The organism is Companilactobacillus zhachilii (assembly GCF_003606365.2).
Lineage (GTDB): Bacteria > Bacillota > Bacilli > Lactobacillales > Lactobacillaceae > Companilactobacillus > Companilactobacillus zhachilii.
The window spans coordinates 466291-488755 of sequence record NZ_CP031933.2; the positions used below are offsets into that span (position 1 = coordinate 466291).

At 35.0% G+C, this 22465-nt stretch carries 18 protein-coding genes; 15 read left to right on the forward strand and 3 right to left on the reverse strand.

Going from position 1 to position 22465, the window contains the following annotated elements; all coding sequences use genetic code 11:
- Positions 1–246: 246 nt before the first annotated feature.
- The 5 genes from D1B17_RS02035 to D1B17_RS12830 all read left to right on the forward strand — a co-directional run bounded on the left by D1B17_RS02035 (position 247) and on the right by D1B17_RS12830 (position 5682).
- Entirely contained in the window at positions 247–1764 is a 1518-nt protein-coding gene (locus tag D1B17_RS02035; protein WP_120143281.1) for a hypothetical protein, read from the forward strand.
- A gap of 152 nt (positions 1765–1916) precedes the next feature.
- Positions 1917–2897 carry an ABC transporter substrate-binding protein gene (locus tag D1B17_RS02040; RefSeq protein ID WP_120143280.1) on the forward strand — a complete coding sequence of 327 codons (981 nt, stop codon included), beginning with the start codon at positions 1917–1919 and terminating at the stop codon, positions 2895–2897.
- A 283-nt stretch (positions 2898–3180) separates the two neighbouring features.
- The gene (locus D1B17_RS02045; RefSeq protein WP_137432085.1) at positions 3181–4053 is read left to right on the forward strand and encodes a hypothetical protein; all 873 of its coding nucleotides are present in this window, start codon (positions 3181–3183) and stop codon (positions 4051–4053) included.
- A gap of 398 nt (positions 4054–4451) precedes the next feature.
- A complete protein-coding gene (locus D1B17_RS02050; protein ID WP_120143278.1) occupies positions 4452–5387 on the forward strand; it encodes a hypothetical protein in 936 nt (311 codons plus the stop codon).
- Positions 5388–5559: 172 nt separating this feature from the next.
- Positions 5560–5682, forward strand: a complete 123-nt coding sequence (locus D1B17_RS12830) for a hypothetical protein (protein WP_276606946.1) — start codon at positions 5560–5562, stop codon at positions 5680–5682.
- Between the two features lie 217 nt (positions 5683–5899).
- Here D1B17_RS12830 and D1B17_RS02055 read toward each other — a convergent pair whose 3' ends face one another.
- The 3 genes from D1B17_RS02055 to D1B17_RS02065 form a co-directional block, all read right to left on the reverse strand.
- On the reverse strand, positions 5900–7867 hold the full coding sequence (locus D1B17_RS02055; RefSeq protein ID WP_120143277.1) for a 6-pyruvoyl-tetrahydropterin synthase-related protein: 1968 nt from the start codon (positions 7865–7867) through the stop codon (positions 5900–5902).
- A 548-nt stretch (positions 7868–8415) separates the two neighbouring features.
- A complete protein-coding gene (locus D1B17_RS02060) occupies positions 8416–8775 on the reverse strand; it encodes a DUF2628 domain-containing protein (RefSeq protein ID WP_205880154.1) in 360 nt (119 codons plus the stop codon).
- Between the two features lie 231 nt (positions 8776–9006).
- Positions 9007–9453, reverse strand: coding sequence for an SHOCT domain-containing protein (locus D1B17_RS02065; RefSeq protein WP_137432086.1), 447 nt, complete (start codon positions 9451–9453; stop codon positions 9007–9009).
- A 263-nt stretch (positions 9454–9716) separates the two neighbouring features.
- On the opposite strand from D1B17_RS02065, the gene D1B17_RS02070 reads away from it, so the two are divergent.
- From D1B17_RS02070 to D1B17_RS02115, 10 genes are all read left to right on the forward strand, one after another.
- Complete coding sequence (locus tag D1B17_RS02070; RefSeq protein WP_240704432.1) at positions 9717–10985, forward strand: DUF3329 domain-containing protein; 1269 nt, start codon at positions 9717–9719, stop codon at positions 10983–10985.
- Between the two features lie 330 nt (positions 10986–11315).
- Positions 11316–12335: an acyltransferase gene (locus D1B17_RS02075; protein WP_120144304.1), complete on the forward strand. Its 1020-nt coding sequence runs from the start codon at positions 11316–11318 to the stop codon at positions 12333–12335.
- Positions 12336–12851: 516 nt separating this feature from the next.
- On the forward strand, positions 12852–13487 hold the full coding sequence (locus D1B17_RS02080; RefSeq protein ID WP_120143275.1) for an SdpI family protein: 636 nt from the start codon (positions 12852–12854) through the stop codon (positions 13485–13487).
- Positions 13488–13534: 47 nt separating this feature from the next.
- Positions 13535–14968 (forward strand): hypothetical protein, encoded by a 1434-nt coding sequence (locus D1B17_RS02085; RefSeq protein WP_120143274.1) that lies wholly within the window; start codon positions 13535–13537, stop codon positions 14966–14968.
- Between the two features lie 87 nt (positions 14969–15055).
- Complete coding sequence (locus D1B17_RS02090; protein WP_120143273.1) at positions 15056–15295, forward strand: hypothetical protein; 240 nt, start codon at positions 15056–15058, stop codon at positions 15293–15295.
- 701 nt (positions 15296–15996) lie between these two features.
- Positions 15997–17727 (forward strand): glycoside hydrolase family 73 protein, encoded by a 1731-nt coding sequence (locus D1B17_RS02095; RefSeq protein WP_120143271.1) that lies wholly within the window; start codon positions 15997–15999, stop codon positions 17725–17727.
- Positions 17728–17971: 244 nt separating this feature from the next.
- On the forward strand, positions 17972–18739 hold the full coding sequence (locus tag D1B17_RS02100; RefSeq protein WP_120143270.1) for a hypothetical protein: 768 nt from the start codon (positions 17972–17974) through the stop codon (positions 18737–18739).
- 166 nt (positions 18740–18905) lie between these two features.
- Positions 18906–19400 (forward strand): sigma-70 RNA polymerase sigma factor region 4 domain-containing protein, encoded by a 495-nt coding sequence (locus D1B17_RS02105; protein ID WP_120143269.1) that lies wholly within the window; start codon positions 18906–18908, stop codon positions 19398–19400.
- Positions 19401–19442: 42 nt separating this feature from the next.
- A complete protein-coding gene (locus D1B17_RS02110) occupies positions 19443–20459 on the forward strand; it encodes a peptidoglycan recognition protein family protein (protein WP_240704433.1) in 1017 nt (338 codons plus the stop codon).
- Between the two features lie 575 nt (positions 20460–21034).
- The gene (locus tag D1B17_RS02115) at positions 21035–22462 is read left to right on the forward strand and encodes a hypothetical protein (RefSeq protein WP_120143267.1); all 1428 of its coding nucleotides are present in this window, start codon (positions 21035–21037) and stop codon (positions 22460–22462) included.
- The last annotated feature ends 3 nt before the right edge of the window (positions 22463–22465 follow it).

Below are 22465 nucleotides of genomic sequence, written 5' to 3' on the forward strand. Positions count from 1 at the left end.
GTTGGAATAACGGCTGTAATAAATTTGTAATTTTAAGGTTGACATTGGTCAAAAAAGAGCAATTTACGTACAGTTATTTGGATAAATATTACAGAATTGTGATATTTAATACAAAAATGTTACAAAAACGTAGAGTTTATAATTTAGAGTTGATTCATAAGCCAGAGTTTCATATAATGGTTGTCAGTGGGATAGCCCCACGACAATTAAAATAATAAATTCTTGTAGTCCAGGGGAGGATTAACATTGAAAAAATCTATTAAATATGCAGGAATCGCTGCTGCAACACTTCTAACTGTTGCACCTATCGCTGCTCCTGTTGTTTCACAAGCTGCAGGAACACCAGCTGCTGATACTACAGTAAATAAAAATGCTGACCAAAGTGATGTTGATAAGGCCGTTACAGACTTTACAAATCAATTCGGTGACAGAGATTCAGATGACGTTACACTAACTGATAACACTGCTTTAGGTGAAGCTAATGCAACAGATATCACAACTTTCCAAGGTATTACAAATGGTATCATTAAAACAGCTACTACTGCTGATAAATTAACACTTCTTAATGACGCTAACCAAGATGCACAAGTATATTACACAATTACTGATGCAAAGGGTAACCTTTACGACGGTGGTGTAAATGGTGGAACTTTCGACCAATACAATACTGCTGCTAGTGATGACAACTATTTGCCAGCAACTGTTAACGTTTATATGAAGTATAAGAACCTTTCAGATGGTAAGTTTGGTTCATTTAGCAAAGTTGCAACATTTAAGATTAATGCAACTAATGATAACGAATTGAAGACAGTTAATGCTAAGTTCACAACACCTATGAATGTTGCTAAGAACTCAAAAACAGCTGCTACTAGATTAGTTAATGCTGCTAATGTTTCACTTCTTGACCAAGATGGTAACTCATTAGCTACTAAATCAGTTTCAATTCCTGATGGCTATTACTACACTTACAGTGCAGCAATGGACGCAGCCAAAACTCAACCAGTAACTGGTCTTGGTAATGTAACTACATCAGATATTAGCCAAAACGATGCTAAAACAGCTACTGATGAATTCAAGACAGCTGGTACTTATTACCAAACTGTTACATATGAAGCAAAGGCTAACTCAGCATTACAAACAATGCTACAAAAGTTCACTACTGACCCAACAGGTTACACTGTACTTGTAAATGGTAAAAAAGCAGCATCAGGTTATGACTTTGTAACTTCTGGTGACACAATTACATTTGTACGTGCTATCAATGTTTCTGATAATGAAGCACAATGGACAACTACTGATACTACTGGTGTTGTTACAACTAAGAGTGATTCAGCATACTACACATTGAAGAATGACGAAGGCAATACTATTACAAACCGTGCTCTTGCAAAGAACTCAGCTTGGAAGACAAATGCCGTACGTACAGACCAAAATGGTAACAAACAATACCGTGTTGGTGCTAGCGAATGGATCGACGCTAACGATGTAACATTCTCAGACAAGGCTACTGATGGTAATACTGAAGGTGCTTACACTGACGTTACTGATGTTACAAACATGAAAGTTAACTTAGCTGCTCCATCATCATTCATCTACATGCTTTACAATGATGAAGGCAAACAAGTTACTTCACGTGCTTTGAGTGGTGACTCAAACTGGGCAGTTGACAAGAAGGCTGTAAATGCTGACGGTGTTACTGTTTACCGTGTTGCTACAAACGAATGGGTACAAGCTGGTACAGGTGTTAGCTTTATTGCTAGATAATTAATCTGTGTTAATTGTACTAATTAAAAGGAATTCACTTAGGTGAATTCCTTTTTTTTGCTTAATTTTGTTTTAAAAACTGGTAGTAATATGGCGTTAACGTTTGTTGTGTTTTAAACTTGAAGTAGGTCAAATTAAAAGGGAGTTTTTGTATGACACATAAGTTGAGAAAACTTTGCTTATTATTTCTAAGCTTAGTTTTGGTTCTGGGAACAGTTTTATCTTTGAATATCAGCAATGTTAAAGCTGCTGATCAAAGTAATAATGGGAATGCCAAGTTAGTAATTGGTACTTTGAAGAACACTTCTGCAATGCCTCTGATTATGGCAGACAGTAGTGGTGCATTTTCAAAGAATAATATTACAGCAGAGGTTAAAGTTTATAATTCCAATAAGGAATTGAACCAAGCTGTTAAGGATGGATCAATAAACTTTGCAACAACTGACTTAGTTAATTATGCGGCTGTTTCAAAGTCTAATAAAGATTGGAAGGTAATGGGAACACTACCTGGATATCACGGCTTAGTTGCTAACAAGAAGTATAGTAAAGTTAAGAATCTTAAGGGTAAGACAATTGCCATTGATAAGAAGGATTCATCTAAGCAATATTTAAAGGCGGTTCTTAAAAAGAATAAGCTTAAGTATTCAAGTATCAAGGTTAAGCAAATTGATGCTGCCAGTGAACGTGTATCAGCTTTAAACGATAAGAAAATTGCTGCAGCTGTGGTAGAAGATCCTTATATTAGCCAAGCTAAAGGAACTGGTAACAAGATTCTTAATTGTCAAAAGATGAATGCCGATAACGGTAATGTTATGATTACTAATAAGAAATTTGCAAACTCTAATACATCATCAACTAATATCCTAGTCGATGTGGTAAACGATGAGATCTCAAAGATTAATAAAATGGGATATGCCGCCGCTACTCCAGCATTACAAAAGTTTGAAATTACTGATGAGAAGAGTGCTAAGTATATAACCGATTTGGATGTTTCTTTTAAGAAGATGCATCGTGTTAAGAAGTCTGATTTTAACAAGGCATTTAAGTATGCTAAGGCACAAAAGCTTTACAAAGGTAAAATTAGTTACAAGAAGAGTTTTTTGAAAGTTAAAGAAATTACTAACAAAAAGTAAATATTGTTTTTCATAATGAGAATCGAGATAAGTAAGGTATCAGATAACTTGATTCCAATAAAAAAATGGCCCTCTTTAGTCGACTTGAGTGAATCAAGAAATTAAAGAGGGCTTTTTTATTTTGAGAGTTACAGTGTGATTTCTGTTGTTTATAAATTGAATCTAATAGTGATTATGCAACATAGTAACACTAATGTATATTTTCTTATGTAAGCCATTAATGTGTAGAAAAATTGCAAGAATAGTAAAGTGCTGTACTAAAAATATAAATATGTAGGACTACATGATGAACATAATAAAAGAGATAAAAGAAATAATAGGTTTAATCACTTCAGAGGAAGCGTCGTATATTTTATTTTCTATTGCCCTTGTTAAAAGTGTGTTTTATAAAAAACTTGATTCAGTTACCGTTTATTATTTTTTTTCTAATCGGGATAGAAAGGCCTTTTTTCAAATTTTAGACTTTATATATACACCGGATATTTTTTGGAAGGTGGTTATAACTCTATTAGTTATTTGTATAATAATGTACTTGCTTATCCATACTAAAGTATATGATTTATTACCTAATCCAATTGAATTGACCAGTGGTAAAACAAAGTCTTGGAATTACATTAGTGCGATTAGAAGATTATCTAGGATACTTTTGGATTATCTCACTATTTGGTGGAGATGGTATTTTGTATTAAATGTTATGTTTAATCGAAGAATCTCCATCCAAAAATGGATTGTTCATGTTAATAAGATTACTAGTTTTGAAACTGGATTTAAAGGTACGATGACTTTATTAATTATTTTAAATATTTGTTTGCTTGTTTGTTTTACTATATCTAAATTATTTTCTAATACTACTGAAACAATTAGAGTCGGGATAGATGAGGATGAATTAAGCATGTTTGTTTGCTTAGATTCTTTTGAACTTGATGATAAAGCTATTTTTATTTTTAAAAGTAGGTATTTAGTAAACTGTAAATATTATTTAGCTATCAAACAAATAGATATTGTTGAAAGTATTCATTCTGCTAATTATTCCCCAGACACTAGAATATCGAAGAGTTATTCGGTTGAAAATGAATCCTTAAATTTAGATGACATTAAGTTACAGTTTGAAAGTATTAAAAATAGGAGAATTCCAATTCCACGAGATTATGATTGATAAAAGACATATTTGTATGAATTTTGGAATGATTATTATCTTTCAGAAGAATTAGTGCTGAATTCATATAGTATATAAGTTCCTCATAACTCGGCATTTACAAAAATATAGTTTTATTTATTAAATTTGAATAGTATAGTCTCCACTTATGCTTTTGTTATTTGTCATTTAACATTAATTGTAATTTATGTTAAATGGAATTTTGAGGAAACACAAGCAGTTTAAATATATAATAATATACAGTAGGTTCCCATTAGGATATGTTTTTATAGAAAGGAGAATTAGTGCTCCATAAATGAGAGAAAGAAAAATTGTTTTAATATTCTATAGGGATAAGAACCACATTAAATTATCACAGTCTCCCTTATGAAACAAAACTATCTTTGAAGGAAATATATATGGAAAATGATATAGAAATTAGAAATAAATTGGATATTTCAAAGCCCCCTTTTTATGAGTATTTGCTAGAGTATATTGATGTTATAGCTCAAGTTTTACTTTGGACAATGGTATATAGTTTTAAAATTAATCGAACTTTTTACATAGTTTCAACCATTTTTTTGCTGATTATATTTGTTTTGTCTTCATTATCGTGTTATAAACGTTATTTGTTCTTTAAAAAAGCAAGATACCTTTTTGATATGACTAAGACAATTGGTTTAGGAATTACTAATGGCCTGATGGCAGTGATAATATTCTTATTTACTATATTCTTTCTTTTTAAGTGTCCTTTAATATCAATGGAAATATTAGCAATATTATTTTTGGTGTCATCTACACTTAATTTTTTGTTCTCTGTAATGGTTGAAAAAGTTAATAATAAAATGCCGTTATCCGTAAAAAAAGGAATTAAAAAGAATATTCTTTTAAACATGATAGACAATGGGGATCTTGATATAAGACAAAAGATATTTACAAAAGTATTGAATAGCGAAATCACAGCTAATAAATATTCTTCATATATTTTTGTAACACATGAAAGAAGAAGATGCTGGATTAATTTCTTGAAAACTTTGGATTCATCTACTCTTTTTCAAATGGAGTATGTAATTAAGCAGAAATTAAAGTATAGTCCCCAATGGGATAAAATAATTTCAACTTTCTTAAAATTAACAGGATTCGGGTATCTTTTTGGTTTATTGGTTCAATTTGTATCTAAACTTATTCAAGTTGGCGGTATTAATATGATTTTTTTAATTGCAATAATGGTGATGATTATATTAATAATGATTATTATTGAAATAGTTCTTTATTTGAAAGCACATTCGGATGACAAAACTAATGAATTTATTTTGTCAATGTTAGCTGAAATTAAAAGTATGAAAATTAAGTGATATTCATTTATTTCTCAAGTTGTCAAATAAAGTGCAATATAAAACTGATTGTTTTATCTACGTGACAAGTATACGAATAATAACGGATATAGAACAAAGATGATATATATTAACGATGACCGCCGATCCAATTGTCTTCATTTTTTAGTATTGAAATAGATGAAGCAAAAGGTTGATATATTGCACTCTTTTAACTAAAGTTCAAGGAAATATTCTAGTTATGGTCAAAAGTAATGTTGGTAAAGATGAAAATGATTTATACGTTGATAAGCAGGTCTTATCTAATACCCAGTAAACAGTATTAAATGATAAATAGGTTTTTTTGCAGTGTTTTATTTTAGTTGGCGGATGTAATAACCTATGTTTTATAGATTATTGTTTGTAATTGGCAAAAGGGTCATCCACTTATTGGATGACCTTTTTTAAGCAACTATTGTCCTTAGATTTAAAAAAAAGTCCTTTATTGTAAAATAAAAAAGGTTTCTTAAAAAAGAAAACCTTTTCGTTTTTGATTATTTATTTGACTTATTTTCAGAATCGACACTAGAATCAGAAGTTGATTCAGTTGATTCAGTTGATTCAGTTGATTCAGTTGATTCAGTTGATTCAGTTGATTCAGTTGATTCAGTTGATTCAGTTGATTCAGTTGATTCAGTTGATTCAGTTGATTCAGTTGATTCAGTTGATTCAGTTGATTCAGTTGATTCAGTTGATTCAGTTGATTCAGTTGATTCAGTTGATTCAGTTGATTCAGTTGATTCATCTTTTCTGGGCTTAATTTTGATATATAATCTCTTGAAATCATCTAATTTCACATTAAATATGCTGAGAATTGTTCCGATAATAATTGCTATGAATGACCAGAACGAGAAGTGACGAGCGGCTTTTTGAATATGAGTTTCGTAATAGTCGATGACGACTTGTCCTTTGCCACTGACCGTTACTTCACCCAGACCGTTATTCTTCATATCCATCTTTAGCTTTGAGACATCACCAGTGGATTCTTTAGCCTGGAAGCCGTAATAAGCGATAACTGGAACGGAGATAACGGTCTTTTTAGCATTGGTAAAGTTAAAGGTCATTCGTGTGTCAGAACGTTTAAAATTGGTGATTTTAGCTTTTTTACCAGACTTAATTGTCGGTGTTTTTGGTTCAGCTTCTAGTGGTACGATGTCTGCACCTTTTGGCAGATATTCTTGACCACCACCGATACTGAAGGGGGAGGCCTTGTCATATTCAGAGTATGGAACGAGTGCAGTTGACATCTCGTGAACCATACGATAACTAGCAGAAATTGCTAGTAAAGTGACGAACATGACTAAAGCTGCTTTGACAAAGTTACCTTTTAGTAAATGCAATGGATCTGAGGCAATGAAGATTGCTAGTAGGATAGTAGCTATCATATCAAAACGCCATGGATATTGGATCATTTTGAAGGGTGTTTTACTTAGGAGAACCCATGGGAAAATTTTACTCCCACAGACAAACATTACTGCACCGATAACAGCAAAATGTTTTACGGCTTTATTCTCAACTCGACCAATACCAATAATGGCGGCGATAGCCGTAATTAACAGTACGAAACCGATATTAGGTTTGTTAATAACATTGTTGATACTCCAATTAAAGTAGTCCAGCAAGTTGTCAGCGCCGGTTGTTAAGATACTTTTCGTTTCTGTCAGACGGAAGGTTGTGTGCTTTAATTGTTCTAGCATTGGTAAAAAGTAACCGATACTCATCAATCCTGAGCAAAGTGCTGCCCATGTTAATGACAGAAGTCGTTTGGGGTGAATTTTTAGTTCAGGTAATTGACATAACAAAACGGTCACAATCATAATCGCTACAAGAATAGGTGAGATAGCGTGAGAATAAATGATTCCGGTCATACCAAAGGCTAGGAATAACCAATTACGCTTTCTTTCCCCATAAAAGATTTCATAAATTCCTAAAACGGCAATTGGTAGGAATAAGAAGGCACCGACTTCGCCCAAATCGTGACGGAATAACATATCATGCAACCGATAATTGGCTAGCGTATAAACAAAACTGAAGACGAGGGCATTCCAATACTTTCTTTGAACTTTATAGAAGCAAAGGAATGACACACTGAAAGTCAAGAAGTTCATCATTAAATAAAATCTAACAATAGTTTGTGCAGGTGTGAATCCCATCAGACGCATAATGGCAGCCGGATAAATTAGAAAATCTGAATAGAAGATATTTGAGATGTAACCTAAACCTTCCATGAAAGACATATTGACGAGTGGAAAATAATTGTGATGCAAAATTGATTGATACAATCCTTCGATTCGCATCATGTGGAATCGATTGTCACTAGGACCTAAGAACGTCCAAATTGAATGACGATAAAACTCTGTTTGGTAAAGTGCAATATAGCTGACTGCGGCAAAGAGAGCGATAGTTATGAGGGTAACGATCGGAATCCGCAGGTACTTATTTTTCCAAGAAATATATTTCATGTAGTTGATACCTTTCCCTTAAATATATATAACATTGTTATTATACTAGTTGTTTAATTAGGAAGTATAGATTTGTTTAAATATGTTTTGGAAATGCCGCCTCCAGGGACAAGAAATTTAGGTCGCTATGGGGACCGACTTGAGCCGAGGTCTCAAGTCTCGATTTTGAACCTCGCAAAATACGCGAGTTTCAAAACTCGTCCCGTGGTGTAAGAGCTAAAGCTCCAACGCCACCTACACAGCGACCTAAATTTCTTGTCCCTTCCGGCTAGTTTATTCGTTGGTTTTAATGAGAGGTAATTTCAAATTATGTTGATGATGATTGAAGTATTGTTTGCAAAAATTGAATAAAATACTTTAATTTAATTAAAGTGAAGTGAATAATCTGAATTGGTAGTAATTTGCTTCAAATGGATTTAATGTGTTAAATAAAGTTATTAAGTGTTAATCAAAATATATTGGTTATAGGGTTGGACTTTAATTAGTTCAATCTTTTTTTGCATAAAAAAACCAGGCAACTTTAACAGATTGTCTGGTTGGAAAATATCTTAATGATTGATTGTATAATTATTATTGTTATTAGAAGAAAAACGACTGTCGGGTGTAATGTAGTTTTTCATTACTAGTGTGTTGTAAGATCCTTCATCGGCTGGTTCGAAACCGGCATTGATAAGGTCAGTTGTGTATAGTTTGTTATAGAAAAAAGCAAAAACCATATTGAACAAAATTGTACCGAAACCCATATTCCAAGCACCTAAGGTTAAGTTGGCTATCAAAATAATTATTAACCATTTCCAATCACCCCTAAAAAGTGCGGGCCAGAAGCCCCAGAAGAATTCGGTCCATGAAAAGCCAACTTTGACATCTTTTCGTTCATTGGTGCGGCGATTAATTAAAATTGCGTGCATAATTTCCTCCCTATCACTATTTTTCCTTAGTATAACAAGGGCATGGGGATTTAGATGTAGGTGGCGGCAGCTATTTCATGGATTTATTAAATATCAAGTTGTGTGGCTCATGATGGCAGTAGTAGCGCGGTTTCGCTGGAACTTAGCGGGTGGGTGAAGAAGTGTTTTCAAAAAATAATAAATATCGGTTAATAAAAAAGGCAGCTACTTTCAAAGTAACTGCCTTTTAATTTATAAACCTAAAATTTGTCTCTTTTTGATATCATATTCCTCTTGGGTGATGGCACCTTGATCGAGTAAGTCTTTCAATTTATCAAGTTGGTCCAATTGGGGATCACTTGTGTAATTAGTAGTAGTAAATTTACGACCGGGAGCAATGTATCCTTTGGCAAGTAAGGCATTGTAGGATGCATCGTCAGCTGGTTCAAAACCACTATTTAGCAAGTCGTTAGTATAAAATTTATTGTAGAAGAATGCAAAAATCAAATTGAAAAATAGTGATCCGCCACCCCATGAGAAGACGCCCAGTCCGACATCAACTAGTAGGATAATAATAAGCCATTTCCAGTCAGCTCGAAAAAGTGCGGGCCAAAAGCCCCAGAAGAATTCAGTCCATGAGAAACCGACTTTGACGTCTTTACGTTCGTTGGTATTGCGATTAATTAAAGTTGCGTGCATAATATGTCCTTCCTGAAAATCGTATGGTAATAATCATTCCTAAGTATAGCAAAAATAATTGGTATAGGAGTTGATTAAAGATTTTTTTTACAAATTATATGGCAGATGAATTATAATCTTGTTATGTGTGTCGTCCGTGGATGATTTTAGTAAAATGTAATTGAGTATTTTTTGTGAAAGGGTGTTGAGTCATCGAAGATTTATTTTTAAAAATCAAGAAATATCGCTGGTCCATCGCTATTTTGACGATAGTCTTCTTTATTATGTTGTTGCTCAACTGGAAGACCTTGTATGTAGCGGATGATTACGTATATCGGTTTGTGTATCAATCGCCATCGCCAACGGCATTTCCACATCAGCAGCGAATCAGTACATGGCTGATTCCGTATTCGATGTTTAATCATTATCAATTGTGGAATGGTCGGTTTGTGGCACATTCGATTGTGCAATATTTTATGCAATTTAATTCCAAAGTGCCGTTTGATATTTGTAGTAGTTTAATTTACATTTTGTTGCTGTTATTGATGAATAAATTATCGGTAAAATTGTCCGGAAAAAAGCATAATCCCTTTATCTTGCCACTTATTTTTGGTTTTACTTGGTTTTATATTCCTTATTTTGGCCAATCAGTTTTGTGGTTATCAGGTTCAGGCAATTACTTGTGGATGAGTGTAATTTATTTAGGATTCATTCTGTATAATTTGAAAGTTAGAACTGTCAACTTCAGTAATATTTTAGGGGCAATTGTTTTAGGATTTTTGGCAGGAGCCTCTAATGAAAATTCGGGACCAGCGGCAGTATTAATTATCTTGCTATTTATGGTTAAACGTTTGATTCAAGAACATAAAATTAGTTTAGTTTCCACTATCAGTGTCATTTTCAGTGGTATCGGGTTTATTACTATGATGCTGTCTCCGGGATCACAAAGCCGTGGCAATATTCATCGAACATGGACTTTGATTCAAAAAAACTTTGCCGGTATTTATAAATTAACCTTTGATAAGTGGGTTTGGATCTACTTGTTAATGGCAGTTTTATTGATTGTTGGAGTAGTGCTAAAGAAAATTAACATTGATACAATCTGGGCAGTGCTATTTTTCCTAATTGGACATCTAGCAGCAGTTTACGCTATGGCCTTTTCACCAGAATATCCCGAACGGACTTTCTTTGGCGGAGTGATTTTCTTAGGCATTGCTTTGTTTATCTTAGTTTATGCTGTATTTAGTGAATTAACTTGGACTACAGTAGCTTTGTCGGCCGTCATAACGGTTATGTTTGGCATTAGTTTTGGACCAGCATATAAAGATATTAACTTGAGTTATCATCAGATGCGGACACAGTATCAAATCATTTACCAGGCTGAAAAAACAAAGGATAAATCGGCACGAATACCATTAATGACGATGCAAAAGAGCAAGTACAACGCCAATTACGGAGTGATTGCTTTAGATACACCACCGACTGCTTTGATGAACCAGTGGGAAGCTAAGTTCTTTGGACTTAACCAAATCAGCGGTTATCGTGTAAAGTAGAAAATACATTATGAGATTAGTGTCTCCTACAAAAGTAAGAAATTAGGTTGTTGTGGGAACTGATTTGAGCGCAAGGTCTCCAGACTCTGTTTTGAGACTTTCAATCCTTAGTTTTTAATTAAAATAATTATATATTAGTTGGAGGGAGCAAGGGATATTTAATCAGCAGTGAAGGTGGAGTTAGGACGTTTCGTCCTTACTCCACGGACGTATTTTGAGATTCGCGTACTTTGCGAAGCTCAAAATCGAGGTTCGAGACCTTGGCTCGAGCCGGTCCCACAGCTGACTAAATATCCCTTGCTCCCGGAGACGGCATATTTGGGGGCTATTTTGAAAAGAAAAAGAATAATATATATCGATGTAATCCGAGTGGTTGCAATGATGTTGGTTGTTTTGGCACACTCTTTAGCAGCCAGACTAGCAACACGAGATAACTCACTAAATTGGGACATTTCCAATATGCTGGTTGTTATTACAGAAATTGCAGTGCCACTATTCTTTATGATCAGTGGGGCAACGATTTTAAACAGTCGAAAGACGAAAAATGTTGGTTATTTATTCAGCCATCGTTTACCAAGAGTATTAGTACCATTTCTTATTTGGTCGGTTATTAGCGCATTCGTTTCAAGAAAAATCGATGGTGTCTTCACATATCAAGACTTTTTCCACAGCGTATTGTTAATGTATCACCAACCAGTTCTGATTGCTTATTGGTTTATTTATCCCTTGGTATCACTATATTTGTTATCGCCACTGTTGAAAGCAATGGTTGAAGGGATGGATGAAAAACTACTCAATTACTTATTAATTTTGTGGTTGATCATCAGCATGTTTTTACCGGCTTTGGTAGGAGTATTACCAAAAAATATTAGTATGTATTTTGACGGTTATACAGTTGGAAAAGTTGTCTTCTCAAGTAGTTTAGGTTATTTCATTCTCGGCTATAAGTTGACTCAAAGTCAGCATGAGAAGACGAATTCTTTACAATTGTTAGTGATGGCAGTTGTGTTGATGGCAATTAATGTCATCATTGCTTTTGTCAGTTTGAAACCAAATTTCCAATTTCTAAGTGTTATTTCAGTGGTCAATATTCCATTTATTGCAGCTTTGATTTTTAAAGTTTTGAAATCATATGAAGGCCGTTATCATAAATGGTTTATCCGCTTGACTGAAATTCTGGCGCCATTAACCTATGGAGTTTACTTAGTTCACGGCTTGAGTATTGGAGTGGTTCAAAAAATGGCCGGAGTAAATCATTATTTAATAACATTTTTCTTTGCGACAATCCTGTCATTGGTTATTATTTTTGTGATTAGTAAGATTCCAGTTTTGAAAAAATGGATGATGTAAATGTTCCGCCTCCAAGAGTAAGAAATTTGGGTCGCTATGGGGACCGGTTGGAGCCAAGGTCTCCAACCTCGATTTTGAGCCTTGCAAAAATCGCAAGTCTCAAAAGTCGTCCCGTGGTGTAGGCGCTAAAGCGCCAACGCCACCTTCACAGCGACCCAAATTTCTTACTCTTTCCGGCTAGTTTATTTCTTGTTCTTTAATTTATAGTAAATAATTTTGAATATTGTTACGTCGTTGATAACTGGATTATCGGAATAAGTGTAAAAATAATTCAAATCTATGATAAAAACATCAACTAGCACCACACGTATATTCTGTTTTTGAGTATTAAAAATGCGAGTAGTAATCCGATTCATTTAGGATTGCTACTCGTATTTTTATTTCAAATATGCCGTTTTCAGATTTAATAACAGAATACGATTTGTCCATCTTACTTGACTGTGATAACGAGCAGTATATGGCTCCGTTTATAATCTTTGGAATTATAATTACAGCAATAAGAAAGCGGGTGGCGTTATGAAAAAGAAGAGTCTGGTTTTCCTCATATTATTGCTTTTGATTTGGTTGCCAACAGGAATCGACTTGTTGCTTTGGAATAAGTTGCCTGCAGAATTGCCCATGCATTTTAATAGTCAAATGATTGCTGATAGTTGGGGTCCTAAGGCAATGGCTGTCTTTATTTTGCCAACGATTCTTACCGTGGCGCAAAGCGTTATATTTCTTCTGATTAAGCATGATGCAAGGAAAAATGCTGTGAAAGATTGGATTGTTTATCTTGTCTTAGCTATCATGCCGATTATTTCATTTTTTCTAAATTTTGTTATTTTATCAACTGCTTTAGGTGACAACACTTATTTTCAACAACAAGCCACAGTTAACTTATTGAGTGGAATTATTCTGATAATTTTGGGTGTGCCGATGAATTCTCTTAAACCAAATAAAGTTATTGGGATTCGGTTACCCTGGACAATGGAGAGTAATGAAAATTGGCGTTTAACACATCGCTTAGGATCGAAAACATTTATTTGCGGAGGTATTTTTGAATTAGTTGCCGCTATTTTTACGTATACACTATTATTTATTCCGATATTGGTAATTGTTACTTTGATACCAATAATTTACTCATACGTTTTATATCAAAAAGGTATTTGAGAAATGTTCTTGCGGTCTAAAGGAAATTAGCGCAAAATTACTTTATTATGGAAAAATCAATTACGAATAAACGCAAATTTTTAATGCCGATGATGTTCGTGGTTTCATTCATATATTTTGGGGTATTTAGATATTTCGTGATTCCATCGGGGGATGATTACTTTTGGTGGGGACCGCAGGGAAAATATTTACTTCATCATATGTTTTATGGACCACAAGCAATCTATGGTGGCAGTAGCAATGGCCGGTATTTAGGAAATACTTTAGAAATTTTCACGATGCATTCACTGCCATTAGCAATATTAACTTATGCAGTATTTTGGACGTTGCTATTATGGGGACTTTGGCGATTGTCGGGGAAAACTTTGCTATCGTTAACCTTGTCATTTCTCTTCGTCTTTACTTTACAAGATAGCTTTTTGAACAATATCTTGGTTTGGAACGCTGGCTTCGTCAATTATGTTCCACCAATTGCGTTGGCATTAGTATATATCTGGTTGGTTGATAAAGGACGAACCAAAGAATTCAATCAATTTCTAGCTTTGGGAACGCTGGTGCTTTCTTATGTTGGTGGAATGTTTACGGAAACGATGACTGTGGCGCAGATTGCTTTAGGAATTCTTGTTGTCTTGTTTTTCAATAAAAAAGTTAAACTGTATCACATTACTTATTTATTGGGAGCGATTGTAGCGGCAGTGACGATGTTCACTCATCGAGGCTATCGGGGTAAAAGCACCTATCGTAATACGACGTTTGATCCGATAAAAATTTGGAACAATTATGCCAAAATAACACATTTCTGGCTGATAACATTTAATATCGCTATGCTGGTGGCACTGTTGGTAGCAATTGCGATTTTAGTTATAAGGTCTGATTTTTCAGCTCTGAAGAAAACAATTTTAACCGTTATAGCGGTGACATTTTTGATCTATTATGTAGCAATTAATTTTTATCTTCAAAAGCATATGCAACTAAATGATATGTATGGTTACAATGTGATTGACGATAATTTGTCTAACCTTGAGGGAATAATCAGTTTGTTGCTGGTCGTATTTATCGGTTACTGTATTTTTATGTTTTTCCGAGTAGACGCTAAAATGTGGCTGTATTTCTTAATGACCGGCGTAATCATGGGACAATTGTTGTTTGTGTCGGCACCGATTAATTGTCGAGGCAACTTCCTAACCTATGTCTTTACATATTTAATAACAATGAGATTTGTTTTAGCCGCAATGGATAATTTTAGATGGAAAAATTGGTTGACAGGCTTGCTGTTGATAACCTTGGTAGTTGTTGGCGCAAGATATTTAAATATTATGAGTGTCAATCAACAAGCAAATTTGGCTCGAGTTAATAATCCAGATTATTACAATGGCAAAGTTGAATTGACCAAACACGTACCATATCGAAAATTCGTCTGGTTCAACGATTTGATGAATCAACAAGTTCCGGCTTACTGGAAACAGTATTTTAACAAATAATAATTGAGGTGCTTGCCATGCAGGTACCTTTTTTTTGACTATTTAAGGTATAATGAAACCAGTATTAACTTAAAAGGTGGTATTACAATGCTTGAAAATGTACATGGTCTTGTTAAGGTCAACCAAGACAGCCGTTATGTCGTCTTTTTGTTTGACTCTTATGAAGTGAACCGTAAAATGTTGCAAGATAAATATGTCAAAGGTGAATCAGCTTGGTATACAGATGCCAAAGGCACAGGCGATGATGGTAAAACATTCTATCGTATTGCCCAAGATGGCGAATGGATCGAAGCTGAATATGTTACATATATTGAAACTACTGATTAATGCTTAGTCATTAATCTTTTTTTGTATTTTTTTGAGGTGCCGCATTCGGTTGCGAGCAATGGAGGTCTGCTGTGGGACCGACTCGAGCCAAGGTCTCGAGTCTCGGTTTTGAACTTCGAGAAGTGCACTCGAATTTCAAAACACGTCCTGTGGAGTAAGTGCTAAAGCACTAACTCCACTGTCACTGCTGACCTCCATTGCTCGCAACCGAATGCTAGGTTATTTGGATTGGGCAGTGGAGTTAGGATTTGCTTTGGGATTTAAGGATTTATTTTTTAAGGTTCTTTTATTCTTGGGTAGTTATTATTTAAGCTGAAGTGATTAAGTAGTTTTTGAACTTGCACTTGAATGTTTGTTTAAATCAACTAATGCATTAACTATTACAGATACAAAGAGAAAGAGCCGGAGGGTGATAGGTGGTGAGGAGTGTGACCAGCAGTGAAAATTCTGTTAGGACTTTAGTCCTTACAGAATGGACGACTTTTGAGATTCGCGTACTTTGCGAAGCTCAAAATCGAGTCTTGAGACCTTGGCTCAAGACGGTCCCACAGCAGGACACACTCCTCACCACCTATCACCCGGAGGCGGAAACCATAAAAATTGTTTAAAATTCATTAGTTTTCTTAAGGTTTTATTGAAGGTAATCCACATCTATATTAGTCTACAGATAGTTATCTTTTTATAGTTGGAGGGAGACTACTATGAATAAAAAATGGGTTGCCTCTACTGCTCTAGCAAGTTTTCTAGCAGCAGTTGGTGTATCTTCAAATGCTTCTCCAGTAAAAGCCGCAGTTTCAACTGATGATGGAAATCAGGATGATGATCAAGATCAAAAAACTGCTTCTACTAAGGATCCAAATGTTGCCAGTGTAATGGATCAACAGGGTGCTCCAATTAGTGAGAGTGCTGCTGATGCCATCGAGGCTAATGAAAATAATCATGAGGCCAATAGTGTATTGCCTGCTAATGCTGTGAAGTCAATCACGCAGGCATCTGCCACTAGTGGTGTAACTAAAGCGCAACAAGATGCTTTTCTTAAAAATATTGGACCTATTGCTCAACAAGCTGCTTCAAAATACAATGTTTATGCTTCAGTCATGATGGCACAAGCGATTGTTGAAAGTGGCTGGGGAACATCTACTTTGTCCTCGCAATCCAATAATTATTTTGGCGTTAAGGGTGATTACAATGGCTCATATGTCAGTATGCCAACTTATGAATGGAGTGCTGATAAGGGTTATTACACTATTTATGCCAACTTTAGAAAGTATCCTAGTCCTTATGAATCTTTTGCAGATAATGGATCGTTATTAAGAAATGGTATTTCTGGTGCGCCTAAGTTTTATAGTGGTACTTGGAAAGAAAATGCTTCTTCATACAAAGATGCAACAGCTTGGCTACAAGGCAGATATGCCACCAGCCCAATTTATGCATCAACTTTAAATAGAATAATCGAGACGTATAATTTGACACAATATGATAGTGAAGCTAGTACTGGAGGTACTAGTGATAATTCAGTCAGTGGTACACAAACAGCAATGGATGATACCGCTACTGTAACAAATAAAAATTTAGCCAAGATTTACATCAATGCTAATCCAAATCAAATCGCTGCTAACCGTGCTTTGTCGTACAATACTGACTGGCATGTTTCTTCAAAAGTCGTTGCTGCTGATGGGACAGTTTACTATCAAGTAGCTTCCAATGAATATGTGAGAGCAAGCGATGTTCAATTAGCATCCGAAAAATCGAATCCACAAGTTAAGATTGCTGATACGGCAATTATTGTTAATAGTAATGGTTCGACTGTTTATAGTGCTGCCAATAAAAAGGCCGCTACAAGTCGAGTTTTACCATATCAGTCAGCTTGGATCACAACCGCATATGTTGTTGACGATGACGGTAATACTTTCTATTTTGTTGGGAATAACGCCTATGTTTTAGCAACCGATGTTAGCTTGAAGTCACAGTTAGCTAATGACGAATATAAAGACGATCAAATCGTTTCCTATCCAGATATCGTCCATGTGACAGCCACACCAAGTGCCAGAGCTTACGATGATAAACATAATGTTTTAGCCGTTAGTTTGGCAAATGGGACTGATTGGAAGATTGATAAAAAATCAACTCATTCAGATGGCTCAGTTTGGTATCGTGTCGCAACTAATCAGTGGGTCAATTCTAATGACGTGCAAGTTAAAGGTTCAAACTATGTAACTTCCGTTTCAGGAATGGTTAAAATCAACTATATTCCGGGATATGGAGTTAATGTTTATAACAGTCCCGCAGCTAATAATAAATTTACCGGTACTCGTTTAGCTGATGGAACAACTTGGCGAGTAACTTCAAAGCAAATCGTTGACGGTCAAACTTGGTATAAAGTAAATGCCGGTTGGGTCAACGGAACTTATTGTATTTATAGTGCAGACTAGAAAGAACAAGTTCAACTTTTGAATATTAAAACAATAACCTCAACAACTTAAATCAGGTTGCTGAGGTTATTTATTTATGCAAGATAGACTTAATAGTGGTCTAAATTTCAATTTTGTTCTTAATATATAATCGACACTAAAAAATTACGAAAAAATTCTGTTATGCGGTATCTAGGATTTTTAAAACATGTTATATTTTGAGCATACTCTTAAGGGTAAATAATGATCACGAGAGGTACAATAATTGAAATTTTTTCAATATGACAATTTGGAAGTTTCAAAAGAATATTTGTTAACAACTGGATATTATTTACTGTGGCGAAATGAAGATTTTGAAATGGATAATCAGGTAATTGCACTGTTTGATGTATCTATGTTTGATTTGCCCGATATTAAGACATTAGTATTACATTTGGAGTATGGAGTAATTATTGAATCACGTACAACGAAACAATTAATCAATGAATTGCATAAATCTAATGGGTTCGGCTGCATCTTTTCGAAGGTGTTGGCCGGACTTTTTAGTATCAAACGTTATGTTCCATTTGTTCATGCTTATCAAACTTATATGCCAATTAATGGTGGGACGCGACAAAATACTGACTGGATTTCACCAAATTTGATAGCTTGTGTTTGGACATCGGCAGGAATGTTACATATTTTAGATATCAATGGCAATATGGCTAGTTTGAAATCTGTAAGGGGGAATCTTGAACAACGCCTGCATGATGTAGCATTATTGAGTCGAGCTAATTTTATGTTTTTAGAATGTATTGTAAATTGGGGACATTGTCAGTTGCAACCTCCGTCTGAATTAGGATTGTTAAAATCGTTTGAGAATTGTAATTGTGAAGAACATCTGGAGATAGAATCAGTTGTTAAAGATTTGGATAAAATGGTTTTTATTTTGAAAAAGGCGATTTTGTCTAATTTAGGAATTGATAAAATACAACGAATTGAGTTATTTAAATTTTATGGTCAAAATTTGAGCCGATTTAAAAAATATTACTGAAATGGTTCTAAAAGCGTCTAAGGACGCTTTTTTTGTTGCAATATTTTTTCTAGGTGTCACTAGTACCAGCATTTCTAAAAAAATTTGGCAACTAATATTACAGAGTTGAATCCGTTATATTTATTCCACACAAGCGCTTGTGAGTAAATTAGGAGAACTCACAATTATGACTGATCTGGAATTAGGTTTTCAACATGCGTTACAAAATCAAAAATTAATTCATGGTGTTTTAAAACGAGTCCATATATTTGTCACTCGTGTTGACTATGAAGATTACTTTCAAGAAGCGATGATTCTTTATGCGCAAACCTATGTTAAATATCGTCAAAATGAAGACGATTTGTCCAAATTTAACCGTTACGTTTTCCAAAAGTTGACGTGGCGTTTGACCGATATGTTACGTCAAGAAAAACGATATCATGACATACACAGCTTGGAGGAATTTGATTTCCAGCGTGTTCCTGAAACGTTGATAATAGCTGATTTAAGCTTTGTTAATATTGACGAACTGTCAAAAATTGAAAAAGTTATATTGCAAGAGCATTTCATTGAAGGACAATCTCTGGTAATATTGTCGGAGCGTTATAACCATACATCTAGAGGGTTGAGATACTGCCGGAATAGGCTTTTACAAAAATTGCGACATATGAGCGTTCGTTGAATTTTACTATTTGGTTACAGGCTCGTTACTTTCGTCAAATTTGTGAAAAAACTTGTTATAATTTATAACGTTAAGGAAATTAACGGTGGGAAGGAAATATTTATTATGGTATCTAAGAAAATTATTACTACTATGGCAACTTCAGTTGCTTTAGCAAGTATCGGATTTACAACAATTGGACAAGTGGCTCCTCAATTTGGTGCCCACGTTCAAACAGCGCAAGCTGCAACTTCAGCGATCAACGATTACATTAATAATAACAACATTCAACCAGTTTCAATTACAAACCAAGAAGGTACATTTAGTGTCTGGCAAGGTTACGAAAATGGTGTCGGTAAGCCAGAAGGTGTTGTTATTCACGAAACAGCTACACCGGGTGCTTCTGCTCAAAATGAAGCAGATTATTTTAATCGCGATTGGAAGAGAATTTATACTTATGTTCATGCATTCGTTGACAACAACCAAATCTTGAATATTAAGAATACTGATTATCTTACATGGGGGGCTGGTCCTACAGCTAATGCCAAATTCATCAATGTTGAATTGTGTCAAGTTACATCAACAGATGCCTTTGCTCGTTCAGTTGCTAACCAAGCATATTACACAGCTTCAAAATTAGTTCAATATAACTTGCCATTTACACCAGGCGTTACAGTTATGTCACATAACGATGTAAGCAACAAATGGCATGAAACAAACCATACTGATCCAGTTGGCTATTTCGCCAAATGGGGTTACAGCATGAACCAATTCTATGATCTAGTTGGTAAGTATTACAACCAATTGAAGGGTAATACTAATTCAGGTAGTGACAATGCTAATGCAGGCGATTCTAGTGTTGGTAACAAGAGTGTTATTCGTGTTAATAACACAAATGGAAGTTATGTACCACTTGTTGCTTTCCAAAATGATGGTAGTGTAAAGAACATTACTAACCGTGCTTTGGCAAATAATACTCCATGGCAAACTGACCAAGTTAAGGAATATAACGGCGTACAATATCGTCGTGTTGCTACAAACGAATGGGTTGATAATAGCTTCGTTACAGGTAACAAATAAAGAACCTTAATTGAATGATGATTTATTCGAAAAGATACGCTGAAAAGCGTGTCTTTTTTTGATATCATTGTTCAATAATAAGAGGGTTTGCCGTCTCCGGAGCTTATAAATATTCAATGGCTGTGCGGACCGGTCTGAGCCAAGGTCTCAGACCTCGATTTGAAGCCTTGCAAGTTCGACAAGTCTCCAAACTCGCCCGGTGGTGTAACGGCTGAAGCCGTAACGCCACTTTCACAGCCGTTGATTCTTTATAAGCTCCTCCGACTAATTGATTTGTAGATTGTTTTGTATACCTTCATTATGTATAGGATTTAGAATATAAAGAGAGTTTATTTTTATAGGTAATATTGCAGCCATTAATATAGCCGGAGGTCGTGAGTGACACAGCCAGCAGTGACAGTGTTGTTAGGGCTTTAGCCCTTACAACACGGACGTATTTTGAAATTCGCGAGTTTTGCGAAGTTCAAAATCGAGACCTGAGACCTTGGCTCAGGTCGGTCCCACAGCAGGCTGTGTCACTCACGACCGGAGGCCCCACAAGTTGTATAATTGTTACAAGAGAAAGGCTTAAAAAGATGGGAAAAAAATTCTATGTTGTTTTAAGTATGCTTTGCCTTTTTGCCGTACTTTTAGTAGGTTGTAAGCCGAAAGAAACGGAAAACATCGTTACCTCAAGTAAGACTTGGTTTTTGTACCAGGATCAAGGGGAGAACGACACTGTTTCAATTAAATTCTTAAAAAATCAAAAAGCAGAAATTAAAGATATTACGACAATTGATGGCAAGGTTGGAATCAATCGTTTCAATAGTCAGTTTAATAATCCTAAATATATTTTGGAACGTGATGGTAAGACGATTACTTTCAAAACGGCCAAGCAAAATTTAGTTTTGAAAATTATCAAGCCTTACCATGAGAATGTTTATGGTAAACATATGAAGGGTTACTATGTCGAATCTGGCAATCAGACGTACAAGTTTGCCTACATTACTAAGCGTGATAAGGCTTCTAATATTAGCAAGTCTAACAAAACTAAATCTCAAGCGATCGACTATGAGCAGCTGCCAGACCATATTATTAATGTTAATGCGAATACGAAACCTCTGACGGCCAATAATGCCTTGATTGGTAACTATGATTTCTCAACAATTATTGATTATCGTCGGACCGATGGGAATTTAACTATCAATCAAAATGGGACTTATCAGATGACTTTGACAGAACACTCTGCCCAAAAATTGTCGGATAAAACTGATAGTAAAGTCGTTATGTTGACAGAAGTTGAAACCGGAAACGTTCAAAGTTTGTACGGCAAAATTTATTTAACACCGAAGAATCTTTTGACAATCAACTACTATTATCATGGTCAAAATCCGGATCGATTATTGCCTAAGAGTGTTAACTTGAAAGTTAATTCTAAAGTGACTGGTAATCAAATCGAACGAGCTAAGGTTCGAGTGGAGTCGGACAGTGGTCAATTGTATCTTTACTCGAGCGACTACACTGTTCGGGTCAAAGATGGTCAAAAGAATAATAAAGCTAATTTGTTAACGAAATCTAATAATGAACAAACGAGCTTAAGAGATGCTATTACGCAGACGAAAGATTATTATGATAAATATGTAGCTGCACCATTATCCTCAAATGCAGATTTAATGCAGCTCGTCGGAGCTATTTCCGATAATCATAGTAAAAGAGTTGGTAATATTGGTGTCAATTTTGGTGATTTGTATGGCACTAATATTCAACCAAGCGACTATCAAGGTGTCAGTGTTGATGGTAGTAAACAACCATTAATGCAGTATGTTTTCTTAGTCTCACCATCAGCTTATTCTGAAAATGGGCCAGCCGTAGCGACAACTAAGGGAAAGTTGTTGATTTATGGTTCATTAGATAATAAGTTGTTCTTGTTGCGGCAACCGGATAAAGATTCGACCACGGTAACTTGGACAATGGTTAAAGATTTTCCATTAACTGTTCCTAAATTAAAGTTCAGTTTGAATTAAATC